General features: G+C 63.0%; 27 protein-coding genes. 12 read left to right on the top strand and 15 right to left on the bottom strand.

Annotation, left to right across the window (positions count from 1 at the left end; translation table 11 throughout):
- Positions 1–44: 44 nt before the first annotated feature.
- The 13 genes from METLW3_RS0106165 to METLW3_RS0106105 all read right to left on the bottom strand — a co-directional run bounded on the left by METLW3_RS0106165 (position 45) and on the right by METLW3_RS0106105 (position 10,100).
- Complete coding sequence (locus METLW3_RS0106165; RefSeq protein WP_245267236.1) at positions 45–512, bottom strand: flagellar basal body-associated protein FliL; 468 nt, start codon at positions 510–512, stop codon at positions 45–47.
- A gap of 16 nt (positions 513–528) precedes the next feature.
- Positions 529–912, bottom strand: a complete 384-nt coding sequence (locus METLW3_RS0106160; RefSeq protein ID WP_026598005.1) for a hypothetical protein — start codon at positions 910–912, stop codon at positions 529–531.
- 85 nt (positions 913–997) lie between these two features.
- Positions 998–1,465, bottom strand: coding sequence for a rod-binding protein (locus METLW3_RS0106155; protein WP_024879092.1), 468 nt, complete (start codon positions 1,463–1,465; stop codon positions 998–1,000).
- Between the two features lie 43 nt (positions 1,466–1,508).
- A complete protein-coding gene (locus METLW3_RS0106150; protein WP_245267235.1) occupies positions 1,509–1,901 on the bottom strand; it encodes a hypothetical protein in 393 nt (130 codons plus the stop codon).
- Between the two features lie 5 nt (positions 1,902–1,906).
- Positions 1,907–2,662, bottom strand: a complete 756-nt coding sequence (locus METLW3_RS0106145) for a flagellar biosynthetic protein FliR (protein WP_024879090.1) — start codon at positions 2,660–2,662, stop codon at positions 1,907–1,909.
- Positions 2,659–4,743 (bottom strand): flagellar biosynthesis protein FlhA, encoded by a 2,085-nt coding sequence (flhA, locus tag METLW3_RS0106140; protein WP_024879089.1) that lies wholly within the window; start codon positions 4,741–4,743, stop codon positions 2,659–2,661. Before flhA ends, METLW3_RS0106145 begins: the two co-directional genes overlap by 4 nt.
- Before the next feature lie 53 nt (positions 4,744–4,796).
- Positions 4,797–5,063, bottom strand: coding sequence for a flagellar biosynthesis protein FliQ (gene fliQ, locus METLW3_RS0106135; RefSeq protein WP_024879088.1), 267 nt, complete (start codon positions 5,061–5,063; stop codon positions 4,797–4,799).
- Complete coding sequence (gene flgD / locus METLW3_RS0106130; RefSeq protein ID WP_024879087.1) at positions 5,060–5,473, bottom strand: flagellar hook assembly protein FlgD; 414 nt, start codon at positions 5,471–5,473, stop codon at positions 5,060–5,062. Before flgD ends, fliQ begins: the two co-directional genes overlap by 4 nt.
- A gap of 18 nt (positions 5,474–5,491) precedes the next feature.
- Positions 5,492–5,902: a flagellar biosynthesis repressor FlbT gene (gene flbT, locus METLW3_RS0106125; RefSeq protein WP_024879086.1), complete on the bottom strand. Its 411-nt coding sequence runs from the start codon at positions 5,900–5,902 to the stop codon at positions 5,492–5,494.
- A 7-nt stretch (positions 5,903–5,909) separates the two neighbouring features.
- Complete coding sequence (gene flaF, locus METLW3_RS0106120) at positions 5,910–6,257, bottom strand: flagellar biosynthesis regulator FlaF (protein WP_024879085.1); 348 nt, start codon at positions 6,255–6,257, stop codon at positions 5,910–5,912.
- Positions 6,258–6,284: 27 nt separating this feature from the next.
- Complete coding sequence (locus tag METLW3_RS0106115) at positions 6,285–7,334, bottom strand: flagellar hook-associated family protein (protein ID WP_024879084.1); 1,050 nt, start codon at positions 7,332–7,334, stop codon at positions 6,285–6,287.
- 15 nt (positions 7,335–7,349) lie between these two features.
- A complete protein-coding gene (gene flgK / locus METLW3_RS0106110) occupies positions 7,350–8,837 on the bottom strand; it encodes a flagellar hook-associated protein FlgK (RefSeq protein WP_024879083.1) in 1,488 nt (495 codons plus the stop codon).
- Between the two features lie 24 nt (positions 8,838–8,861).
- Complete coding sequence (locus METLW3_RS0106105; protein WP_024879082.1) at positions 8,862–10,100, bottom strand: flagellar hook protein FlgE; 1,239 nt, start codon at positions 10,098–10,100, stop codon at positions 8,862–8,864.
- Positions 10,101–10,295: 195 nt separating this feature from the next.
- Here METLW3_RS0106105 and METLW3_RS26775 point away from each other — a divergent pair, with 195 nt between their 5' ends.
- The 12 genes from METLW3_RS26775 to METLW3_RS0106045 all read left to right on the top strand — a co-directional run bounded on the left by METLW3_RS26775 (position 10,296) and on the right by METLW3_RS0106045 (position 19,656).
- Positions 10,296–10,757 carry a hypothetical protein gene (locus METLW3_RS26775; RefSeq protein ID WP_064032922.1) on the top strand — a complete coding sequence of 154 codons (462 nt, stop codon included), beginning with the start codon at positions 10,296–10,298 and terminating at the stop codon, positions 10,755–10,757.
- 81 nt (positions 10,758–10,838) lie between these two features.
- Entirely contained in the window at positions 10,839–11,099 is a 261-nt protein-coding gene (locus tag METLW3_RS0106095; RefSeq protein WP_024879080.1) for a hypothetical protein, read from the top strand.
- A 380-nt stretch (positions 11,100–11,479) separates the two neighbouring features.
- Positions 11,480–12,958 (top strand): methyl-accepting chemotaxis protein, encoded by a 1,479-nt coding sequence (locus METLW3_RS0106090; RefSeq protein WP_024879079.1) that lies wholly within the window; start codon positions 11,480–11,482, stop codon positions 12,956–12,958.
- 2 nt (positions 12,959–12,960) lie between these two features.
- Positions 12,961–13,431, top strand: coding sequence for a chemotaxis protein CheW (locus tag METLW3_RS0106085; protein ID WP_024879078.1), 471 nt, complete (start codon positions 12,961–12,963; stop codon positions 13,429–13,431).
- 43 nt (positions 13,432–13,474) lie between these two features.
- The gene (locus METLW3_RS0106080; protein WP_024879077.1) at positions 13,475–13,753 is read left to right on the top strand and encodes an STAS domain-containing protein; all 279 of its coding nucleotides are present in this window, start codon (positions 13,475–13,477) and stop codon (positions 13,751–13,753) included.
- Positions 13,750–14,115 carry a response regulator gene (locus METLW3_RS0106075; RefSeq protein WP_024879076.1) on the top strand — a complete coding sequence of 122 codons (366 nt, stop codon included), beginning with the start codon at positions 13,750–13,752 and terminating at the stop codon, positions 14,113–14,115. Before METLW3_RS0106080 ends, METLW3_RS0106075 begins: the two co-directional genes overlap by 4 nt.
- A gap of 36 nt (positions 14,116–14,151) precedes the next feature.
- Positions 14,152–16,308, top strand: coding sequence for a chemotaxis protein CheA (locus METLW3_RS0106070; protein ID WP_036290258.1), 2,157 nt, complete (start codon positions 14,152–14,154; stop codon positions 16,306–16,308).
- A gap of 71 nt (positions 16,309–16,379) precedes the next feature.
- Entirely contained in the window at positions 16,380–17,258 is an 879-nt protein-coding gene (locus tag METLW3_RS0106065; RefSeq protein WP_024879074.1) for a protein-glutamate O-methyltransferase, read from the top strand.
- Between the two features lies 1 nt (position 17,259).
- Positions 17,260–18,318, top strand: a complete 1,059-nt coding sequence (locus tag METLW3_RS0106060; protein WP_024879073.1) for a chemotaxis response regulator protein-glutamate methylesterase — start codon at positions 17,260–17,262, stop codon at positions 18,316–18,318.
- A 17-nt stretch (positions 18,319–18,335) separates the two neighbouring features.
- Positions 18,336–18,725, top strand: a complete 390-nt coding sequence (locus METLW3_RS0106055) for a response regulator (protein WP_018264542.1) — start codon at positions 18,336–18,338, stop codon at positions 18,723–18,725.
- 5 nt (positions 18,726–18,730) lie between these two features.
- Entirely contained in the window at positions 18,731–19,267 is a 537-nt protein-coding gene (locus tag METLW3_RS0106050; RefSeq protein WP_024879072.1) for a chemotaxis protein CheD, read from the top strand.
- Complete coding sequence (locus METLW3_RS0106045) at positions 19,267–19,656, top strand: hypothetical protein (protein WP_024879071.1); 390 nt, start codon at positions 19,267–19,269, stop codon at positions 19,654–19,656. Before METLW3_RS0106050 ends, METLW3_RS0106045 begins: the two co-directional genes overlap by 1 nt.
- A gap of 15 nt (positions 19,657–19,671) precedes the next feature.
- On the opposite strand, the gene METLW3_RS25195 is transcribed toward METLW3_RS0106045, so the two are convergent.
- Both METLW3_RS25195 and METLW3_RS0106035 read right to left on the bottom strand, forming a co-directional pair.
- Positions 19,672–20,049, bottom strand: a complete 378-nt coding sequence (locus tag METLW3_RS25195; RefSeq protein ID WP_134188030.1) for a hypothetical protein — start codon at positions 20,047–20,049, stop codon at positions 19,672–19,674.
- 121 nt (positions 20,050–20,170) lie between these two features.
- Positions 20,171–20,545 (bottom strand): hypothetical protein, encoded by a 375-nt coding sequence (locus METLW3_RS0106035; protein WP_245267234.1) that lies wholly within the window; start codon positions 20,543–20,545, stop codon positions 20,171–20,173.
- Positions 20,546–20,555 lie beyond the last annotated feature (10 nt).

The following is a 20,555-nucleotide window of genomic DNA, read 5'->3' as shown; positions in this document are numbered from 1 at the left end:
TTGAGAGAAAGGCTCTGGCCGGCGTTACGCCGGCCGGCCTTTTTTCAGTGTGGGATATCGTCCTTCGGGACGAAGGCGAAGCTCTTGACCAATGTCTCGCGCACGAGCTCGCCGCCCAGCCTCTCGTTGATGCTCTTGGTGAGCTCCTTCGTCAGCGAATTGAGATCGTATTTTTCGATTCGCCGAAAATCGAGGTTGTTGTCGGCATAGAGCCGACGAAACGCCTCATCCATCACATAGCTGTCCGCATCGACCGGCGCGCCGCCGCCGCCATGGCCTCCCTTGTTGGACGCCTCGACGACATAAGCGAATTCCGCCGAAATATAGCCCTTCAGCGTCCCGTCCGAGATGATCGGAACGGTGATCGGCTTGACCTTCTTCACCTCGAGCTTTTCCGCATGCTGCGCCGCTTCCCCCGGCGCGCTGCGATGCGATTTCCAATAGGACGCGCCGAAGGTCGAGCCCAACGTCACCACGCAGGCCCAGATCCCGATCAAAACCATGCGCATCATCGATAGGGCTCCAAAATCAACGTTCCACCGATGCTCTCGTGGAATAGGTTCCGTCGGACTCCGCCATCTCGATCGTGCAGATCATGATGCCGGCAATCTCTCGCATCGCGCGAAGGCGCCGTTCCAGCAGCTTTCCATTTTCGACCAGAGTGGCGCGCAATAGTTCGACCTTCGCTTCGATCGCGGACGAACGCGGCGCCGCATAGGCCCGCGAGGCGCGCGAAAATTCGAGCAGCGCATGAGTCTTGCGCGCGTTGAAATCCTCGAAGTCCACATTGGCGCGTGATCGCAGCGCCTCGGTCTCGCGCTCGATCAGCCGCGTCAATCGATCGACGCAGCCGACGAAAGCCGCACGCCGCGCCTCCTGTGCATGATCGCTCCGGAACGGCGCTCCACTCATTCTCTCATCGCTATATCGATGCGCAGCCATGTCCCATATCCATTCGAACCGGTTCCAATCACAGTCGCGGATAACGCCGACGACCTCACGACGTCTTTGTGCGCTCATTGCTCGAAGACAAATTGTGATCGAGCAGCTTGCGCAGCCCCAGGCCGCCCGCTTTCGCGATCTGATCGCCGATCTGCTCGGCGATCATCGAGCGCCACACATCGCCCGCGGTCCCATGACCGAAATAGCCGTTTTCCGATTTCGGAAGCATCGTCTCCAGTGACGATTGAATGATGAAGGCCTCGAACTTTTGCGTCGCCTCGCCAGGCCGAATTGGCGCCCGCGTCGCGGCTGCCGTCCCATCCCAGACGACAGGCGCCGCGACAGCGAGCTTCGCGGAGGGCGACGCCTTGCCATTGTCCGCGACGACCGCAGCAAAGCCATCGACATTGCTCGGCGTAGCGTTAGAAACTTCGCTGAGGCGCGTGACCGCCGCATTGCGACGAACAGGATCCGCGGCTCTGGCGACTTCGGTGACGAGATCGGTAGCGGGAAAGATCGACATCGGTCTCCAATCCTTCGACAGCGAATTTTCTACATGAGCAGACTTACGGCGCGCTGAAGTCGCGCGGCGTCGTGCAATGCTCGATCACCTCGCGCAACGCCTCCAGCTCCATCGCGCGGTCTCGCTCCATCTGAGCGTCGGCGACAAGCCGTTCCGCCTGCTTCACGCGCTTGGCCTGCTCCAAGGTCACATTCGTCTGCCGATCGACCTCCTTGCGAAGCTCCTGCTGCTGGCGAATATTGGCTTTCAGCCTTTGCAGCACCACTTCCGGAAAGAGCGTGATCAAATTGCGATTTCCGTCGAGACATTCGACGATTCGCGTCTCCTCCTCCTTCAATTCGCGCGCCCTTCGCTCGAGCTGAGACAGGCGCCCCACCTCGATGCGATGCAATTGCTCATGGACTGCGAGAATCCGCCGCTGATTTTTCCAATTCATCGCCATTATCCCGACAAGAGCCAAGCGCCGAACGCCGAGGAAAAAGCCGTGAAGAAGTCATCGGCCATCACATAGAACCAATAGATGCCGAGCCCGATCAGCAGCGGAGTCGAAACAAAATAGACGGGGACCGACGGCGTCATGCGATTGAGAAAGCCGAAGGCGAGATTGACGATGAAGCCGAACAAAAGAAACGGACTGCTGATGCGCAGCGCGAGCAGAAACGATTGGGACAGCACATTCGAATATTCCCGCAACATTCCGTCCGCGGGCATTCCATCCCTTACAGGAATCGCGGAATAGGATGCGAAGAGGCCGCGAATCATCTCCCAATGCTGATCGAGCACGAAGACCAAAGTCGTCGCGCCGAGCATGATGAACGAGCTCATGGCGGGAAGCGGCTCCGCCTCCTCCACAGCCGACCCCAATATATTTCCGAGCCCGGTCGTCATCGCCGCCGCTGTCGTCATCGTCTCCAGCGCGAAGAAGAAAAGACGCGCCATCGAGCCGATGAGCACGCCGATGACAAGCTCCCCGATTACGACGAAGAGCACGCCGCCCGGCGTAGCGTTCGCCACCACTGGCGTGACGACATCCGCGAGCGCCGGCGCCAAAGCGACCGTCAATCCGATGGCGATAAACAGCCGCGCGCGCACCGGCACCCGTTGGCTCGCGAAGCCAGGTATCGTCATGATGCAGCCGCCGATCCTGCAGAACAGCACGAAGAGCGTCGTGACGACGCTCGTCAGCCCCGCCGTCACGAAATCGTCCCGAGCGATTTGATCTCGACGCCGCGAGCGATCTCGAGATGCGAAAGAATGGGAAGCGCCGAAAAGAGACGGCCGACGATCATTTTTACATAAGGCCGCGCTTCTGGCGTCGTCACCACCGCAAATACATCGCCGCGCTCTATGCGCTCGCGAATCGCAGTCCCCGCCTCCTGGCCAAACTGCTCGATGAGCGAAGGATCGGCGTTGAACTCGACGATCTCGCCCTTGGCGTCACGGCGGAGACTCTCATGGAAGAACAGGTCCCAACGCGCGCCGAGCCGCAGCACGCCGAGCGTCCCGTTCACTGCAATCTCGCCGCAAATTTGTGGCGCCAGCCGCGTCCGCACATGCTCCACGATCGGCTCCGCGCGTCGCGCATAGGGAACCACCTCGCTGACCGCCTCGAGAACGAGATCGAGATTGCGGATCGACACACGTTCGGCGAGCAGCAGCTTGAGCACGGAATGGAGGCCGGAATTGGAGATGAGATTCGGTACCATCTCGTCGATGAGCTTGCGATATTCGGGCTCGAGACGATCGAGCAGCATGCGCGCGTCGCGATAGGACAAGAGCTGCGAGAGATTATTGCGCAGCACTTCCGAAAGATGCGTGAGCAGCACCGAGATCGGATCGACGGGCTCGAATCCCTCGCGCCGCGCCTCGGCGACGAGCGCATCGGGAATCCAGAACGACTTGAGACCGAAGGCGGGATCGACCGTCTCATCGCCCGGAAGATCGGGCTGGCGGCCCTGCCCGACGATGATGAGATGCTGCCCGAGCTGCAATTCCTGCGTGGTGACGACTGTGCCGTGGATCTTGATCTGATAGCTCTTCTGCTTCAGCGCGAGATCGTCGGTGAGCTTGATCTCCGGAATCACAAATCCATACTGACGAGCGAAATTGCGCCGCATCTTGCCGACGCGATGCGCGAGCTCGTCCTGCGACATCAGGAGACGGGAGGACAGCTGCTTGCCGAGACAAAGCTCGACGCCCGGCGTCTTCAAATATTCCCGGATCGAATCCTTGGCTTCCGCCTGCGCGCGCCTGTCGTCCTCAGCCTTCTTGGCTTGCTCGCTGGCGCGGAGCTTTGCCGCCTGCTTCGGCGTGGAATAGGCGACGAACGCCATGGCACCGCCGAGCATCATGAACGGAGTGAGCGGGAGACCCGGCATCATCGCCAGCACGAACAGCAGAGACGAGGCGACATAGAGCGCCTTCGGGTAATTGCCGAGCTGCCGAACGATGTTTTGCTCTGTCGAGCCCCGTGTGCCGCCCTTCGACACCAGAAGGCCTGCAGCCAGCGACACGATGAGCGCGGGAATTTGCGAGACGAGACCTTCGCCCACCGAGAGCTTGGTGAACACATCGGCGGCGTTCGACAAAGGCATGCCATGGCGCGTGACGCCGATGACGATGCCGCCGAAAATATTGACCGCGAGGATCACGAGGCCCGCGATTGCGTCGCCTCGCACGAATTTCGACGCGCCGTCCATGGAGCCGAAGAAGGAGCTCTCCTCTTCCAGCTCACGGCGGCGCAGCTGCGCCTGCTTCTCGTCGATCAGCCCGGCCGAGAGATCGGCGTCGATCGCCATCTGCTTGCCGGGAATCGAGTCGAGCGTGAAACGCGCGCCAACTTCGGCGATACGCGTCGCGCCCTTGGTGATGACCAAAAAATTAACCGTTACGATGATAGCGAAGACCGTCAGACCGATGACGAAGTCGCCGCTCATCACCAATTTGGAAAAGCCGGCGATGATATAGCCTGCCGCGGCGGTTCCCTCCGCGCCATGTCCGAGAATGAGGCGGGTCGTCGCTATGTTGAGCGAGAGACGCAATATCGTCGCAACGAGGAGAATCGTCGGAAAGGCCGAAAATTCGAGCGGTTTCTGGATCCAGAGCGACACCATCAATATCAGCACGGCGAGCGCGATAGAGAATGCGAGGCCGATGTCGATGAGGAAGGGTGGAATCGGCAGAAAGAAAATGCAGAGGATGAAAATGATCGCCAGAGCGAATCCGACGTCCTTCACGCGTCCCTCGGGCGCGCCCCCAGCCAATGCGACGTCGGTCATCTCTCGCTCCCAGCGGCTCCTCGCACCCCGCGACGTCGCGGGCGCTGCCGCCTTCAGAATCCCTTTTCGATACGCGAATACGCATAATCAGTGAACGCTTGAATCTGCGCGCCGAGAAACGGCGCAGAGAGCCCGAGCGCGACGAAGATCACGATGATCTTCGGCACGAAGGTCAAGGTCATTTCCTGAACCTGCGTGAGGGCCTGAAGCAGCGCGATGACGATGCCGACCGCCATTGCGGCGCCGACCACCGGGCTCGAGACAATGAGCACGGTGAAGATCGCGCGCTGCATGATCTCGAGCGCGTCCGCCTCGTTCATTCGCTCACCGTGACGCCCGACCCGAGAGAGATGGTCTTGCCGTCAGTGAGCGTCGCAGTCACGCCGGAACTCGATGTCGAGACCGAGGCGACGACGCCGGAGGTCGAGCCGTCGGAAGACGACACTGTCTTGCCGATGAACGAGCTGGCTTGCGTGAGCAGATTGGAATTCAGGATCGAGGTCAGCGTCGTGTTCGTCTTGACCGCTTGCTCGACCGACGAAAACGAGGCGAGCTGGGAAACCGTCTCGGTCGGATCCATCGGCTTTGTCGGATCCTGGTACTTCATCTCGGTGACGAGAAGCGTCAGAAACTGGTCGTAGCCGAGCGTCTGCGTCGAGCTGCTGGAAGACGACGTCGAGCTCGTGCTCGAGGTCGCGGTCGCATTGGTGACGGAGGTCGTCGAGGTCACAGTCACTGTATCGCCTCCTCAGGCTGCTTTGCCGCTGTCCTGCGCCGCGCTCGGCGCCAGTATTTCGGACTCGAATGGGAAAAGCGTACGAATCGTCTTCAACGCATCGAACATTCGCTTGTCCTCGACATATTTCGCAGCCAACGCCAGCCCATTGAGAATTCGCGGATCGGGAAAGGCGGTGTTGAGCGAGGCCAGCATGCCGCGGCACATGTCCGATGCCGCCGCTGTGTCGTTCGGCGACATCAGCATCAGCTGCACGACGAAGTAGAGCTGTCGCAAAGGCGACGTCGCGTCTTTCGCCTGCATGACGTGATTCTCGAGCAGGAACGTCACGTCGTTGAGCAGTTCGATGCAGACTTTTCGGTCGGCGCGGATCACCGCGCCGTTGAGATAGAGCTTCTCGCCCCGCCGTAACGAAATATTCATGCCGCCCTCAGCTCAGTCCATCGGCGATCATCTGATTGATCTCGATGACGCCGTCGAAATTGTCCGACCTGCCGCAGTCGATCGCCTCGAGCTCACGAAGAATCCACAGGCCGATCGAGATGAGCGAAGCTCGCAACGCTTCGGGAAGCGCGTTTCCGTCGCTGCCGAGGTCCTCGATGAACACGGTCCATATTCGGCGCATGTTCCCGGTCGCCTCGAACGACTCGCTGCTTCGAACCCCTTTGACCTTGGCCACCGCGAGCAGCCGGATCGCCCTCTCGAGCACGGCGCGCTCTCGGCCGCGGGCCACAGCGGGGGAGTCTTCGACCGTCTGAGCATAGACATTACGATACATGCGATTCTCTTCGGGTCATTCGTGCGCTCAGATATATTTCGACAGCGTCAGCTGCTGAATCTTTCCGGTCAGCGTGTACGACGTCTCGAGCTGAGTGGTCAGGTTGTTCAGCCGCGTCGACGCTTCATATGGGTCGACGTTTTCGAGCGAGCCGATCTGCGTCTTGATCATGTCACTCTGCGCCGAAAGCGATTCATTCGCATCCGAGACGCCCTTCTGCATCACGCCGACTGTCGCTCGCAGATTGGTCAACCCCGATATAGCGTCAGACATTGTGGCAGATGCAGTCTTGAGAATCTGTTGATATGCGGAGCTGCTCAAAGATTCGACGCCGAGATCGGCGACCATTGTGTAAGCCTGTGCGAGCTGACGCAGCGATGTCTCATTTGCGGACACAGAGGTCTCGGAAGTCTGCGACAAGGAGATTCTGTTCGTCGCCGTCTCATCGGTCGCGCTAGACCAATTGCTGCTCCACCCGGACGAAGAGAACAGATCGGCGAATGAGCCCGAGAGGAAGGTCGCCATCTGCTGATCTGTGATGGCGCTCGCGCCGGCGTCGCCTTGCGCGACCCCGAAGGCGCCGAAGAACGCCTGATCGACCGACTGCTTCGCGGTCGACGGAGTAGTGGAGAAGTAGTCAGCGAGCGGCGCGACGGCGGTGTTGACGCCGCCGAAAATCTGCACGCCGTCGACGCTGGTGTCGAGCGCGGAGATCAGCGATTTCAGTCCAGTCTCGGCATAGCCCTTGATGGCGCCGGGATCGCTGCCGGCGCCCGATTGCGCGCTGACCAGCGTCTGCAGAAAGTTCTGAGCCGTGCTGGCTATCGAGCTCAGCGCCGTATCCGTCGCGCTGAGACGAGTCGTGATGACATTATTGCTCGCTGTCAGCGCGGCGAGATCATCGGCGTGAAAGCCGTAGGAATAATCCTGCTGTATCGCGGCGCCGAGGCCGAGCCCGATATCGGCGAGGCGTCCGGTCGAGACTTCCGCCTGAGTCTTCGACAATTGCGTCTGAACGTCGAGGACAGACCGTCGCAGCGCATTGGTGAGCGATTGGGTCGAGGTGATCGAGACCATTTGTCCGTCCGTTCGTCAGAGCGCCTGGAAGAGCGCGGTATACATGGCGTCTATGGCCGAGATGAGCTTTGCCGACGCTTGATAGGAGTTTTCGAGATCGAGCATTTTCGACATTTGCTCGTCGAGATTGACGCCGGTGGCGCTGGAGAGCGCGTCGGTCGTCTGCGACAGCAGCGTCGACTGATAGGATTCGGTATCCGTCGCCTGTTGACGCTGGGCCTCGAACCAACCGAGCGAGGATGTCGCATAGTCTGTGAGAGACAGGCTGGAGCCGAGGCCTGCGGAGGGATCGAAGCTCTGCGCTGTCGAGAAAGAGTCGACGAGCTGGTTTATGCGATCCGTAAAGCCCGCGGCGCCAGTCGTATTATAGAGATAGGCGGAGTTGGTCGGATCAGAAATGCCGCCGTCGCGCAGCCGAGTGAGATCGCCGCCCTGGCTCGGATCGGCGTTGGGATTGACGATGATCTGGCCGGCGAGACCGGGCACGACGCTCGCCCCCGGCACTGATGTTGCGCCGGAATAGGTGAACAATCCCGGCGCCGTCGTTCCAAATCCGGATTGATCGCTTTCCGCGAAAGCAGTGATCAGTCCGCGTGCGGTTTCATCGAGCTGATTTTGATATTGCGGCGCGACGACGTCACGAAGCTGCGTGAGGCCTTGCAGCTTGCCGGACTGAATCGCCATGGAGGCGGAGGCGCCGGTCACTGGCACGCCATCCACATAGACCGCGTTTCCGGTAGTCGAGGCCGCGTAGGCGCCGGTCGCCTGAAAGGTCACCGATCGCGCCGTCGTCTCGAAGAGCGTGGCGCCGCCGTCGGCGTAGATCACCATATCGTTATTGGCGCGCGTGACCGTGGTCACGCCAATCTCGGACGAGAGCGATTTGAGAAGAGATTCGCGCTGGTCGAGAGCGGATGAGACGTCGCGCCCGACCTGCGTTCCGGCGACGACTTCGGCGTTCACCTGCTGAAATTGCGACAGGATCGAGTTGATATTCGCGACAGAGGATGCGATCTCGCCATCGGCCTGCGTGCGCAATTGCTGCACGGTCGAATCCGCCGTGTTGAGCGCCTGCGCCACCGCCTTGGCGCTCGAAAGCACGTTTTGCGCGACCGTCGTGCTCGAAGGCGACGCACTATAGCTCTGCAACGCGCTTTTCAGCGCCGAGAGCAGGGACGCCGGCGAGCGATTTGTGCTCGTGTCGGACGCTGTGCCGGAGGATAGCCCGAGCGCCTGATCGATCTGGTCGAAACCAGAAGACAGCGCCGCCGCCGAGGCTTGCGTCGCGGTCGCCTGCAGGGAATTCTGAACGAGCGCGGCGTTGGTGGCGCGCGCGACGCCATCGATCTGCGTTCCGCCATTGGAGCTCGTGGAAACGAGCGCCGTCTTGGTCGCATAGCCGGAGACATTCACTCCGGCTATGTTGCGTGATACGACATTTATTTGCGCGGCGATCGTTCCGAGCGATTGATTGGCGATCGCTCCGGCATTCGTGAGTGACATGGCGACCGCCTATCTTTGTGTCGTTTACTTCAGATTGTTCAGCACTTGCATCACTTCCGACGCGACCTGGAAGACCTGGCTGTTCGCGCTGAAGGAGCGCTGGGCGACGATCATGTTCGACAATTGCGTCGCGAGATCGACCGTCGAGCCCTCGAGCTGATCGGATGCGATCGCGCCCATGCTTCCGGAATTGGCGTCGCCGAGATAGGCCGCGCCGGATTCCTTGGTGACGGCGAATGTGTTGCCGGAGAGCGCCTGCAGATTGCTCGGGCTCGCGACCGTGCCGAGCGGAATCTTATAGGCGGACACCGACTGTCCATTGCCGAGCACATAGCTGAGCGTGCCGTCCTTCGCGATGCTGACGCTGCTGACCTGCGATGCCGCATTGCCGTTGATCGTCGGATTGGAGACGGAGAAGGAAGAGCCGAGCTGCGTCAACCCGCTGAGATCGAGCGCGAGCGTGGAGCCATCGGGCACGGCGATCGAAGCGCTGGAGCCGCTGCTTATGCTGCCGTCGGTGGCGGAGAAGGTGAGCGACTGAGTGGTGAGCGGGCCAGACGAATATGGGAAGCCGCCACTCGTCGCATCCGCGGCGTTGTAAACCGACATTTCCCAATTGTTGGAAGACGTCTTGGAGAAATAGACGTCCAGCGTCACCGCATTGCCGAGATTGTCATAGGCGGTGACGGAGGTCTTGTCGGTGTAGGTCGACGTCGAGGAATTCGCGGACGGCAGGTCGGCCGCCGCGATCACGTCGGCGGTGGAGGGAAGATTGGCGGTCAGCGAGCCCTCCGTCGAAGCCGTGCCGATCTCCTTGCCATAGGGAATGGTGACGGTGCTGAGTTCGGACGGATCCGTCGGCGCGGAGGCGGCCGATGAGCTGTAGCCCATGAGATAATAGCCGGCCGTGTTGACGAGTCGACCTTGCGAGTCGGGAAGGAACGAACCGGCGCGCGTCAGATAAGTGTTGCCGGCCGCGTCGCTGACGACAAAAAATCCGTCACCCTGAATGGCGAGATCGGTCGCCGACGTCGTGGTGAGCGTGCTACCGGATTTGGTGACTTCGATGACGTTGCTCGCGCTGACGCCGCCGTCGGCGTTATTGCCGCCCTGATAGCTCGTCAACAGAGTCTGGAATTGCGTGGTCGCCTCTTTATAGCCGACCGTGTTCGAGTTCGAGATGTTCTCCGCGACCGCGCTGAGCGCCGTGGTCTGCGCCGACATGCCCATAACCGACGTGTTGAAAAGCGCGCTCGCCGTCATCTGTCATTCCTTCATATCCGTGAGACGCCGGGATTAGAAGTCTCCAGGCTTGCGTGAGGCTGTCGACTGCGCGCGAATGAAGCTTTCGGTGAAAACGGTTAACCTTGAAATAATATCGCGCTCCTATCTTTGACACGCCGACGAGAGGCTCGACTTCTCGAAATGTTCGGCGCGATCGATAGAGGGGCGTTGGAGTTGACGAGACGAGATGCGATCAAGCCGCTTTTGAACGGCATGAAGGCGCGGGACATGGGCGCGGGCGCCTGGCTTCGCTCGGTCACGTCGCGCATGCTTCCGCGCGAGGGCGTGGTCACTTATTCTGTCGTCGTGGAGGAGCCGCCGTCGTTCATCGAGCGTCGTCGAGAGGCGCGGCGTCCGGTGCATTTGCAGTCCGGCAAGATCCTCGACGGCGGCGAGCGCTTCCTGACGGAGTTTCTCTATAAGAACAAGACTGGCGGCGGCATCAGGCTGCGCCTCGCGCAGCGTGTGCCGCTGCCGCGCTCCATCATTCTCTACGACGATCAGCAAGGGGCTCTGCTGTCCGCCAATGTGATATGGCAGAATGGCGTCGACGCCGGCTGTCGAATGAAGGGCCGCTGGCCGCACAATGAGAAATTGCTCCTGCGGATGAGCGGCCCGTACTATTCACTTCAATGAGTAGCGCGGGATCGGCGCAAGGCTCGCACCAGATTTGATTACTAAATTCTTAACGACCCGCCGTTCCTGGGAGACCCCACAATGCACCCGATCAATGAATTGAAGCAGCTTCGCGAGCAGATGATCGAACAGCTCACGCAGATTCCCGAGTATCAGGCGTTGAAGGCCATGGAGCGGTTCATCGGCGAGCTGTCGAGCATCTATGACAGCTCCAACGGTCAAGCGAGCGAGTCTCCCATGCACAAGCCGACAGTGTCGGCGCTCGACAATCGTCACAAGAGCGACATTGGGGCCTCTTCCCCGCGCGTCACGCCTTATATTCCCGCGCATCGCGTGGCCTGATCCAGGCGTGGAGCGATGCGCCTATTCTTCGGCGCAGCGGCGTGTCCATTGTCTCGAATCACGGCGTCCGCCCGCGGCGGGCGCCTCTATTGCCCGCTAATGAAGATTTAACCGCCCATCGCTAGGCTCGAAGCATATCGGGTTGACCGTTCAAACGTCGGTCAAAAGCATGAAGCTGCCTCGATATGCCGGCGATCCGGCATGTCCCCGTGGGGGCGCCTCCTTCCGCACGATCAGTCGAACCAACGCGACGCCGCTCTCTGCGCGAGAGCCCTGCGCGCGTGACGGGACCTCGCGTCCTTTCGCCTGCCTCAGTGATCGCGAGGTCGTCCGCCGTGGCGGAACCCGATCTTCGTTACATCAGCAGCGGGGGCAGAGCGGTGAAAACATACGCGACACTTCTTGCGCCCGTCATCGGGATCGCGGTCGGACCGCTCCTATCCCTCGGTCCGCATCTGCTGCAAGGCGGAGCCTCCTTCGATCCATTATGGGGAGCCGCCGGAGCGAGCGTCTCGCTCATCGGCGCGATCGCCGCCTATCGCGTAATCTCGAGCCGCGTGTCTCGCCCGGCGACGTCTCTCGTCGCGACGCTCGATCGCATTCGCAATGGCGATCTCGAGACTCCGGTGGTGAAAAGCGGCAAGAGCGGCGAGCTGAGCGCCGTCTTCGACGCGCTGGAAAATCTTCGCGCCACATTGCAGAGCGATGTCCGTCGTCGCGCCGACGCCGCGAGCGCGGAGCAGCGCGCGGCGGCCCAGCGCCGCGCATCGCAGGACGCCGAGTCGCGCGGCTATGTCGAGGCGCACGAATTCTTCATGAAGTCCTTCACGGAAGGGCTGGAGCGGCTCGCGGCCGGAAATCTGAAGCACAGGCTGAACGATCCTTTCTCGTCCGATTACGAGAAGATTCGGCATTGCTACAATGTCGCGCTCGACAAGCTGCGCGGCGCCTTCGCGGATATGCTCGGCCATATCGACGGCCTCACCTCACGGACCGGCGAGATCGCGGGAGCGGCGGATGCGCTGGCGCAGCGCACGGAGCAGCAGGCGGCGAGCCTCGAGCAGACGTCCGCGGCGCTCGAGGAGATCACCTCGACAGTTCACAAGACGTCGGATGGCGCGCAGCGCGCGGCCGGCGTCGTCTCAGAGGCGCAGGCCGACGCGACGCGCAGCAGCGAGATCGTGCGCAATGCGATCGAGGCGATGGGGCGCATCGAGACCTCCTCGCGCCAAATCGGGCAGATCATCGGCGTGATCGACGAGATCGCCTTTCAGACCAATCTTCTCGCGCTCAATGCAGGAGTCGAGGCCGCGCGCGCGGGTGAGGCGGGACGCGGCTTCGCCGTCGTCGCCTCCGAGGTGCGCGCGCTCGCGCAGCGCTCGGCGGAAGCCGCGCGCGAGATCAAAAGCCTCATCTCGACATCCTCCTCGCAAGTCGAGGATGGCGTGGCGCTGGTCGCGCAGACCGGCAAGTCGCTCGGTCGCATCGTCGACCAGGTGGTCGAGGCGAACAAGGTGGTGGTCGAGATCGCCAATGGCGCGCGCGAGCAGGCGACCGGCCTCGCCGAGGTCAACACGGCCGTCGCGCAAATGGATCAGTTCACGCAGCAGAACGCCGCAATGGTCGAGGAGACGACCGCCGCGAGCCATGGCTTGAAGAGCGACATCGAGCGGTTGGCCACATCCGTCGCCGCCTTCGATCTCGGCGAGCGTGGCGAGGCCGCGGCTTTCGCGCCCAAGCGGCAAAAGCCGCTTTCGACGAACAAAGCGCCGCCGCAGCCGCGGCGCGTCACGATGCGTGGCGGCGCGCTTCCGAAAGAGCAGCCTGCGCAGGTCGAGGAAGGCTGGGAGGAGTTCTGATCATGGCCGAGACGATTTCCCGCGTGGCGACGAGTGAGGCGAAAGAGTTCATCGCCTTTCACATCGGCGCCCAGACATTCTGCATCGACATAATGGCGGTGCGCGAAATTCGCGGCTGGACGCCGGCGACGCCATTGCCGCATGCGCCGACTTTCGTGCGCGGCGTCATCAATCTGCGCGGCGCCGTGCTGCCGGTCATCGATCTCGCCACGCGTCTCGGACTGATGCAGAGCGAGCCGACGGCGCGTCATGCGGTCATCGTCGTGCAATCGGCCGGACAGGTCGTCGGCCTCCTCGTCGATGCGGTGTCGAATATTTTGACGCTGACGCAGGACGCGATTCAGCCGACGCCGGAGGTCGCCTCCGAGATCGCGCGGACATTCGTGAAGGGAGTCGTCGCCGCGGGCGACGAGATGATCAGCGTGCTGACCATCCAGAATCTGCTGCCGGAGCCGGTTCTCGACGCGGCTTGAGCCATAGCCTCGCCCTCCCCCGCAACGACATAGAGACGAGCCGATGGTCACTGTCAGCCTACCCGAGATCCTCGACATTCGCGCGGCCTCTCCGCTCGCCACGGAGCTTCTGCAAGCGCGCGGCAATCCGCTGATGATCGACGCCTCGAGCGTCGCCAAGGTCGGCGCGCAATGCATCCAAGTCCTGCTGTCCGCGCATGCGACCTGGACGGCGGATGGATTGCCCCTGAATGTCGTCCATCCGTCCGAGCCTCTCCTCGACGCCCTGGAGACGCTCGGCATTCCCTTCACCGATATTTCCGAACAGGAAAGCACGAAATGAGCAAGACTATTCTGACCGTCGACGATTCCCGAACCATGCGCGAGATGCTGATGCTCGCACTGTCCGACGCCGGCTTCAGCGTCGTGCAGGCCGAAGACGGAGTGCATGGGCTGGAAGTGCTCGAGAAGGCGACGCCCGATGTGATCGTCACCGACATCAACATGCCGCGCATGGATGGCTTCGGCTTCATCGAAGGCGTGCGCCGGCACGAGAAGCATCGCGGCGTGCCGATTCTGGTGCTGACGACAGAGAGCGACGGCGAGAAGAAGGACCGCGCGCGCCGCGCCGGCGCCACGGGCTGGATCGTCAAGCCGTTCAATCCCGTGAAGCTCGTGGACGCGATTCGCCGCGTGGCTGTGTAAAGCGTAGCGTTGCAAGGGAGATCGCCCGTGGATCCGATGGCCGCCATCAAGCAGACATTCTTTCAAGAATGTGAGGAGCAGCTCGTCGAGCTGGAGAGCGGGCTGCTCCGAATGGAGGATGGAGACGACGACCTCGAGACCGTCAACGCCGTGTTTCGCGCCGTTCACTCGATCAAGGGGGGCGCGGGCGCATTCGGCTTCGACGAGCTCGTGGAATTCGTCCATGTCTTCGAGACCACGCTCGATCTCATAAGATCCGCCAAGCTCGCCGCGACGCCGGCCGTCACCAAGACGCTGCTGCGCGCTTCCGACGTGCTCGCCGACCTCGTTCGCGCCGCGCGTGAAGACGGCAGCGCCGACGCCGGCGCGGTGAAGGTCATCGCGGACGAGCTCAGCGCTCTGCTCGGCGGCGCCCCGCGACATGGCGACGATGATGGCAAGGTCAGCGTCGAGGCGCTCGATTTCCAGCCTGTCTGCATCTCGCTCGATTCGATCTTCGACATCGGCGAGCCGGAGGCGCCGGCGACGCAGGATTTCATCGTTCGGTTCAAGCCGAGCGCAGGGCTCTACGCCAAGGCCAACGAGTCGCTGCGCCTGCTGCGCGAGCTCGGCAGCCTCGGCGAGATGAGCGTCGAATGCGACATATCGGAGATCCCGCAGCTGACGGAGCTCGATCCGGAAGGCGCCTATCTGTGCTGGACGATTCGTCTGACGACGACCGCTTCCGAAGCGGAGGTGCGCGAGGTGTTCGAGTTCGTCGAATGGGATTGCGAGCTATCGGTCGAGACGGCCGATGTCGGCAAGCTGCTCGAGGCTCTGCAGGAGTCGCTCGAGCCACATGAGGCGCCCGAGGCGCCCGTCGCCGTCGCGGAGCCCAAGCAGACGAGCGTCGCCATCGATCCCGCGCCGGCGTCCTTCGCCGCGCCGAGCGACGAGCATCCTGCCGCAGCTAAGGCGGAATCGGCGAAGGGCGAAGGCTCTGGCTCCGTGCAGGCGACGATCCGCGTCGATCTCGATCGCGTCGATCGCCTCATCAATCTCGTCGGCGAGCTGGTCATCAATCAGGCGATGCTGTCGCAGCGCGTTTCGGAGGCTGGCCTCTCGCGCGCCTCCTCTGTCGTGATCGGCCTCGACGAGCTCGAGCAGCTGACGCGCGACATTCAAGACAGCGTGATGGCGATTCGCGCGCAGCCGGTGAAGCCGGTGTTCCAACGCATGTCGCGCACGGTGCGCGAGGTCGCGTCGATGACCGGAAAAGCCGTGCGCCTCGTCATGGACGGCGAGACGACCGAGGTCGACAAGACCGTCATCGAGCGCCTGACCGATCCGCTCACCCATATGATCCGCAACGCCGTCGATCACGGCATCGAGAAGGCGGAAGACAGGATCGCCGCCGGCAAGCCGGAGGAAGGCTCGCTGCGACTTTCGGCGACGCATCGCTCGGGGCGTATCGTCATAGAGGTCGCCGACGACGGCGCGGGCATCAATCGCGCGCGCGTGCGGCAGATCGCGGTCTCCAAGGGGCTCATACCGGCGGAAGCCAATCTCACCGACGATGAGATCGACAATCTCATCTTCCTGCCCGGCTTCTCCACCGCCTCCTCCGTCTCCAACATCTCCGGGCGCGGCGTCGGCATGGATGTGGTCAAGCGCGCGATTCAGGCGCTCGGCGGCCGCATCTCCATCTCCTCCGTTCCCGGCCGCGGCTCCACCTTCTCGATGAGCCTGCCGCTCACCCTCGCGGTTCTCGACGGCATGGTCGTCACTGTCGGCGGACAGACGCTGGTCATTCCGCTGACGGCGATCATCGAGACGCTGCAGCCCAAGAAGGAGAGCGTGCACGAGCTCGGCACCGGCTCGCGCGTGATCGCCACGCGCAACACTTTCACGCCGCTGATCGATGTCGGGGCCGTGCTGCTCTATCGCGACGAGCCGATCGAGCCGACGTCGCAAGTCGCGCTTCTCGTCGAGTCCGAGAGCGGCGCCAAATGCGCGCTGCTCGTCGATGCGATCCAGGGTCAGCGCCAGGTCGTCATCAAGAGCCTCGAGACCAATTACGGCCATGTGCATGGCATCGCCGCCGCGACGATCCTCGGCGACGGCCGCGTCGCTCTCATTCTCGACGTCGATGCGATCGTCGCGCGGCCACGCGCCGATATGATCGTCGCGGAAATGCCGGCGGCGGCGGAATAGGCCGCCTCGACGCCAACATCGCGCCCCGCCTCGCGTGGGGCGCCACTCCAGATAGAATCGCAAGCAGCCGAATGAAAACCCGCCACCTCGCCACGGCTCCGCTCGTCCCTGGGGAATTTCTGCTGACGCAGGATGATTTCCGGCGCATCGCCTCGATCCTGCATGAGGACGCCGGCATCTATCTTCCGGACTCGAAAGCCACGCTCGTCTATTCGCGTCTGGCCAAGCGGCTGCGCAGCCTCGGCCTCGAGAGCTTCCGCGACTATTGCGCGCTCATCGTCAGCGCGGATGGCGTCGATGAGCGGCAGAAGATGATGGCGGCGCTCACCACAAATGTGACGCGCTTCTTCCGCGAGCCGCATCACTTCAAGCATCTCGAGGAGAATGTGCTGGCCAAGCACGCCGCCGCCGTGCGCAAGGGCGCTCGGCTGCGCATCTGGTCGGCGGCCTGCTCTAACGGCCAGGAGCCCTATTCGATCGCCATGTCGATCCTCTCCGTCATGCCGGACGCGGCCGATCTCGACGTCAAGGTTCTCGCCACCGATATCGATCCGAACATGGTCGCCGCTGGCGCCAATGGGGTCTATGGCCGCGAGATCATGGAAGCGGTGCCGCCGCATCTGCGCAGCCGCTGGTTCACGCCGCTCGGCGGCGGCCGCGACGAATGGGGCGTGACGGAGGAGCTCGCTTCGCTCGTCTCCTTCCGCGAGCTCAATCTCATCGGCCATTGGCCGATGAGCGGCCGCTTCGATGCGATCTTCTGCCGAAACGTGGTGATCTATTTCGAGGAGAAGACGCAAGAGAACATATGGAGCCGCTTCGTTCCTCTCCTCAATCCGGAGGGGCGTCTCTACATCGGCCATTCCGAGCGCGTGTCCGGCGCGGCCACATCCGCCTTCGAATATGACGGCGTCACCACTTATCGGCTTCGTTCCAGAGGAATTTCGTAAGATGCCTGTTCGTGTGCTGATCGTCGACGATTCCGCAACCATGCGCGGCCTCATCGCAGCGACCCTCTGTCGTGATCCCGCCATCTCGGTCGTCGGCGAGGCCGCCGATCCGCTGGAGGCGCGCCAGGCCATCAAGACGCTCGATCCCGATGTGGTGACGCTCGACGTCGAGATGCCCAATATGAACGGCCTCGAATTTCTCGAGAAGATCATGCGGCTGCGTCCGACGCGCGTGATCATGGTCTCGACCATGACGGAGCGCGGCGCCTCGACGACGATCAAGGCGCTCGAGATCGGCGCCTTCGATTGCGTCGCCAAGCCGTCGTCCAAGGATCCGCGCTCTTTCGACGAGCTGCCGGCGAAGATCAAGGCGATCGCCGCTTCGCCCATCGGCCGCCACGAGCCGCTGCGCGGCGAGCCGATCCGCGTCGAGCCCGCCGCGGCGGCGCGACGCGAGGCGCCGACAGCCACGTCGCGCTATGCGCCGGACGGACGTCTCGTCGCCATCGGCTCCTCCACCGGAGGCGTCGAGGCGCTGCTCACCATTCTCTCGCATTTTCCGGAAAATTGTCCGCCGACCATCGTCACCCAGCACATGCCGCCGGTGTTCACGGCGAGCTTCGCCGCGCGGCTCGATCGCATGTGCAAGCCGCATGTCGCCGAAGCGGTGGACGGTGCGCCGATCCTGCCCGGCCGCGTCTATCTCGCGCCCGGCGGCGCCGCGCATCTCGAGGTGGTGAAGAGCGCCGGCGGATACCGTTGCCGCCTCACCAATGCGGAAGCGGTGAACGGGCATCGTCCGTCGGTGGATGTCCTGTTCAATTCGGTCGCACAGAGCGCGGGTCGCAACGCGCTCGGCGTGATCCTCACCGGCATGGGCCGCGATGGCGCGCAAGGCCTGCTGGCCATGCGCAAGATCGGCGCGGAGACGATCGGCCAGGACGAAGCGAGCTCGCTCGTCTACGGCATGCCGAAAGCGGCCTTCGAGATCGGCGGCGTCGGCAAGCAGCTCACGCTGCAGCGCATCGCCGCCCATATCCTCACTTCGACGAACCAGTAACAGTACGGGGGAATTCCATGTCCATCGCCGACCAGTTGAGAGTCTTGATCGTGGACGACACGAGCACGAGCCGGATGCTCATTCGCGACGGTCTCGAGGAACTCGGCGTTCGCAACATTTTTTTTGCCGGCGACGGCGAGCAGGCCCTGCAATTCATGATGGCCACTCCCGCGCATCTCGTCATTTCCGACTTCAACATGCCCAAGCTCGACGGGCTCGGCCTGCTGAAGGCGATCCGCAATTACAATCCGACCAAGAAAGTCCCCTTCATCATGCTCACGGGACGCGCCGACAAGGCGCTGCTCGAGAATGCGGTGAAGCTCGGCGTCAATAACTTCCTCACCAAGCCCTTCACCGTTCCGGCTCTCAAAAAAGCGCTCGAAGCGATCATCGGCAAAATCGCGTGACGCAAATGAACGCAGCCATGAAACGAGTCCACATCATCCAAGGCGAGTATCGGGTGGTCGACGATCCCACCACCGTCCTCGCGACGGTGCTCGGCTCCTGTGTCGCCGCTTGCCTCCGCGACGCCGGCGCCGGCGTCGGAGGGATGAACCACTTCCTGCTGCCCGGCGACTTCACCTCGTCGCGCAATGGCGAGGCCGAGCGTTACGGCGTGCATCTCATGGAGCTGCTCGTCAACGGCCTACTGAAGAAAGGCGCGCGCCGCGACCGTCTCGAAGGGAAGCTGTTCGGCGGCGCGCGCATGATGGAAGGCCTCTCGGACATTGGCGCGCGCAACGCCGAATTCGCGAAGCGCTTTCTGAGGAACGAAGGCATTCGCCTCGTCGCCGAGCATCTCGGCGGCGACAGAGGGCGGCGCGTCGAATACGAGCCCGTGTCCGGACGCGCGCGGCAGAGCCTTCTCTCCGGTCCGACGCCGCACGCCGCTCCGGCGCCGGTCGTCATGCCGAAGCTGCCGGCCGCGGGCTCACTGGAGCTGTTCTGATGACGGAGCCGAAGACGACCTCGCCCTGCGGCGCGCATGAGCGATCCCAACCGCTGGTCGAGGTCCTCTCGCGGCTGGCCGCAGAGCTGCGCAACGCGGCCAAGGAGACGGACCGCCTTCATTGCCTGGTCGACGGCGTCGAATGGAGCAATGTGGAGGAGAAGCACGAGCTCATCCACTCGGCGCAGGCGATCGACTCGATCGAGCAGACGCTCTCGGGACTATCGGATTTCGTCTGCGCGCTCGCAGAGCTGGCGCCGGCGGATTGGCAGGTCTGCGGCGGCGCGGCGGCGCGCAGCGTCAAGCTCGCGGAGCTGGCGGCGCGCCTCGGCGATCATGACGACGACGGGCGAACGGATCACCCCGCCGGCGAGCTGGAATTCTTCTGAGCGCCGATCGCGCGCTCACTCATCGTCGGCGAGCAGATCGCGCAGCTTGCGGCTCTTCGCCCATTGCGCCGCATCCTCGGCGGCGTTCTTGAACGCGGCGACGTCGACGGGCTCATGCGCGCGTTCGGAGGCCGTCTCCATCAGCCCTGCGGCGACGGACAGCAGCACGGTCGTCGCTGCGCGCAGGAAGGTCGCCGCGTCTCCCTTGGCGTCGTCCACCTCGGCCAGCAAGCGATTGGCGGCGCCGCGCAGCTCGTAATCGAGCGTCTCCAAATCACGACGCAGCTGCGGCGTGAGCTCGCGGCATTCGGCGATAGAAATAGGTCCGAGCCCACCCTGGGAGGGCGACCCTGCGTCACCGCCCGGCGAGGACGGTGGATCGACACGCGTCACGGCGACCTCCAAACGCTGACCTGCGACAGCCGCTCAATTCGAGCCCTATAGCAAGGCCCCACCAGAATCAATCCACGGGACAACCCGTCGTTGCGGCGACGCCGCCGATTCGCGTTTTGCGTCATCGGAAGTCCGGCCCGCAGCGCTGCGCGTCCATCTGCGCGTTGATGGCGTGCAGCTCGCCTTTGAGCCGCGCGATCTGCGGCTCGCGATCGTCGCCGAAGGGCGTGCCCATCGGCGTCGGAACGCCGAGCGTGCGCATGCGATCGTCCGCGGCGAGCTGGTCCTGCGCCGAGCCGGCGAAGATCAGCGCCTGCGAGATGCGGGCGCGCCGCGCCACGAGATGCGCGCAATCGGTCCCGACGAAGAGCGCAGGATCGACCGGCGCGGGCTCTATGTCCCATGCGGTCTTGGCGCAGGCCGAAAGGCCGAGCGCGGCCGCCAGCGCCAAGACGGCGCGGCGCGGAAGGATGCAGGTGAATTGCTTCGCTCTCATTGTCATGCGC

The organism is Methylosinus sp. LW3, from assembly GCF_000527115.1.
Classification (GTDB): domain Bacteria; phylum Pseudomonadota; class Alphaproteobacteria; order Rhizobiales; family Beijerinckiaceae; genus Methylosinus.
This window is presented reverse-complemented; position numbering and strand designations above follow the sequence as displayed.

Bases quoted from the DNA above. Each gene is read 5' to 3' on its own strand.
- METLW3_RS0106165 (WP_245267236.1), bottom strand. From the start codon at position 512: ATGATGCGCATGGTTTTGATCGGGATCTGGGCCTGCGTGGTGACGTTG.
- METLW3_RS0106160 (WP_026598005.1), bottom strand. From the start codon at position 912: ATGAGTGGAGCGCCGTTCCGGAGCGATCATGCACAGGAGGCGCGGCGT.
- METLW3_RS0106155 (WP_024879092.1), bottom strand. From the start codon at position 1,465: ATGTCGATCTTTCCCGCTACCGATCTCGTCACCGAAGTCGCCAGAGCC.
- METLW3_RS0106150 (WP_245267235.1), bottom strand. From the start codon at position 1,901: ATGAATTGGAAAAATCAGCGGCGGATTCTCGCAGTCCATGAGCAATTG.
- flhA (WP_024879089.1), bottom strand. From the start codon at position 4,743: ATGACCGACGTCGCATTGGCTGGGGGCGCGCCCGAGGGACGCGTGAAG.
- fliQ (WP_024879088.1), bottom strand. From the start codon at position 5,063: ATGAACGAGGCGGACGCGCTCGAGATCATGCAGCGCGCGATCTTCACC.
- flbT (WP_024879086.1), bottom strand. From the start codon at position 5,902: ATGAATATTTCGTTACGGCGGGGCGAGAAGCTCTATCTCAACGGCGCG.
- flaF (WP_024879085.1), bottom strand. From the start codon at position 6,257: ATGTATCGTAATGTCTATGCTCAGACGGTCGAAGACTCCCCCGCTGTG.
- METLW3_RS0106115 (WP_024879084.1), bottom strand. From the start codon at position 7,334: ATGGTCTCGATCACCTCGACCCAATCGCTCACCAATGCGCTGCGACGG.
- flgK (WP_024879083.1), bottom strand. From the start codon at position 8,837: ATGTCACTCACGAATGCCGGAGCGATCGCCAATCAATCGCTCGGAACG.
- METLW3_RS0106105 (WP_024879082.1), bottom strand. From the start codon at position 10,100: ATGACGGCGAGCGCGCTTTTCAACACGTCGGTTATGGGCATGTCGGCG.
- METLW3_RS0106095 (WP_024879080.1), top strand. From the start codon at position 10,839: ATGCACCCGATCAATGAATTGAAGCAGCTTCGCGAGCAGATGATCGAA.
- METLW3_RS0106085 (WP_024879078.1), top strand. From the start codon at position 12,961: ATGGCCGAGACGATTTCCCGCGTGGCGACGAGTGAGGCGAAAGAGTTC.
- METLW3_RS0106080 (WP_024879077.1), top strand. From the start codon at position 13,475: ATGGTCACTGTCAGCCTACCCGAGATCCTCGACATTCGCGCGGCCTCT.
- METLW3_RS0106075 (WP_024879076.1), top strand. From the start codon at position 13,750: ATGAGCAAGACTATTCTGACCGTCGACGATTCCCGAACCATGCGCGAG.
- METLW3_RS0106070 (WP_036290258.1), top strand. From the start codon at position 14,152: ATGGCCGCCATCAAGCAGACATTCTTTCAAGAATGTGAGGAGCAGCTC.
- METLW3_RS0106065 (WP_024879074.1), top strand. From the start codon at position 16,380: ATGAAAACCCGCCACCTCGCCACGGCTCCGCTCGTCCCTGGGGAATTT.
- METLW3_RS0106060 (WP_024879073.1), top strand. From the start codon at position 17,260: ATGCCTGTTCGTGTGCTGATCGTCGACGATTCCGCAACCATGCGCGGC.
- METLW3_RS0106055 (WP_018264542.1), top strand. From the start codon at position 18,336: ATGTCCATCGCCGACCAGTTGAGAGTCTTGATCGTGGACGACACGAGC.
- METLW3_RS0106050 (WP_024879072.1), top strand. From the start codon at position 18,731: ATGAACGCAGCCATGAAACGAGTCCACATCATCCAAGGCGAGTATCGG.
- METLW3_RS0106045 (WP_024879071.1), top strand. From the start codon at position 19,267: ATGACGGAGCCGAAGACGACCTCGCCCTGCGGCGCGCATGAGCGATCC.
- METLW3_RS0106035 (WP_245267234.1), bottom strand. From the start codon at position 20,545: ATGAGAGCGAAGCAATTCACCTGCATCCTTCCGCGCCGCGCCGTCTTG.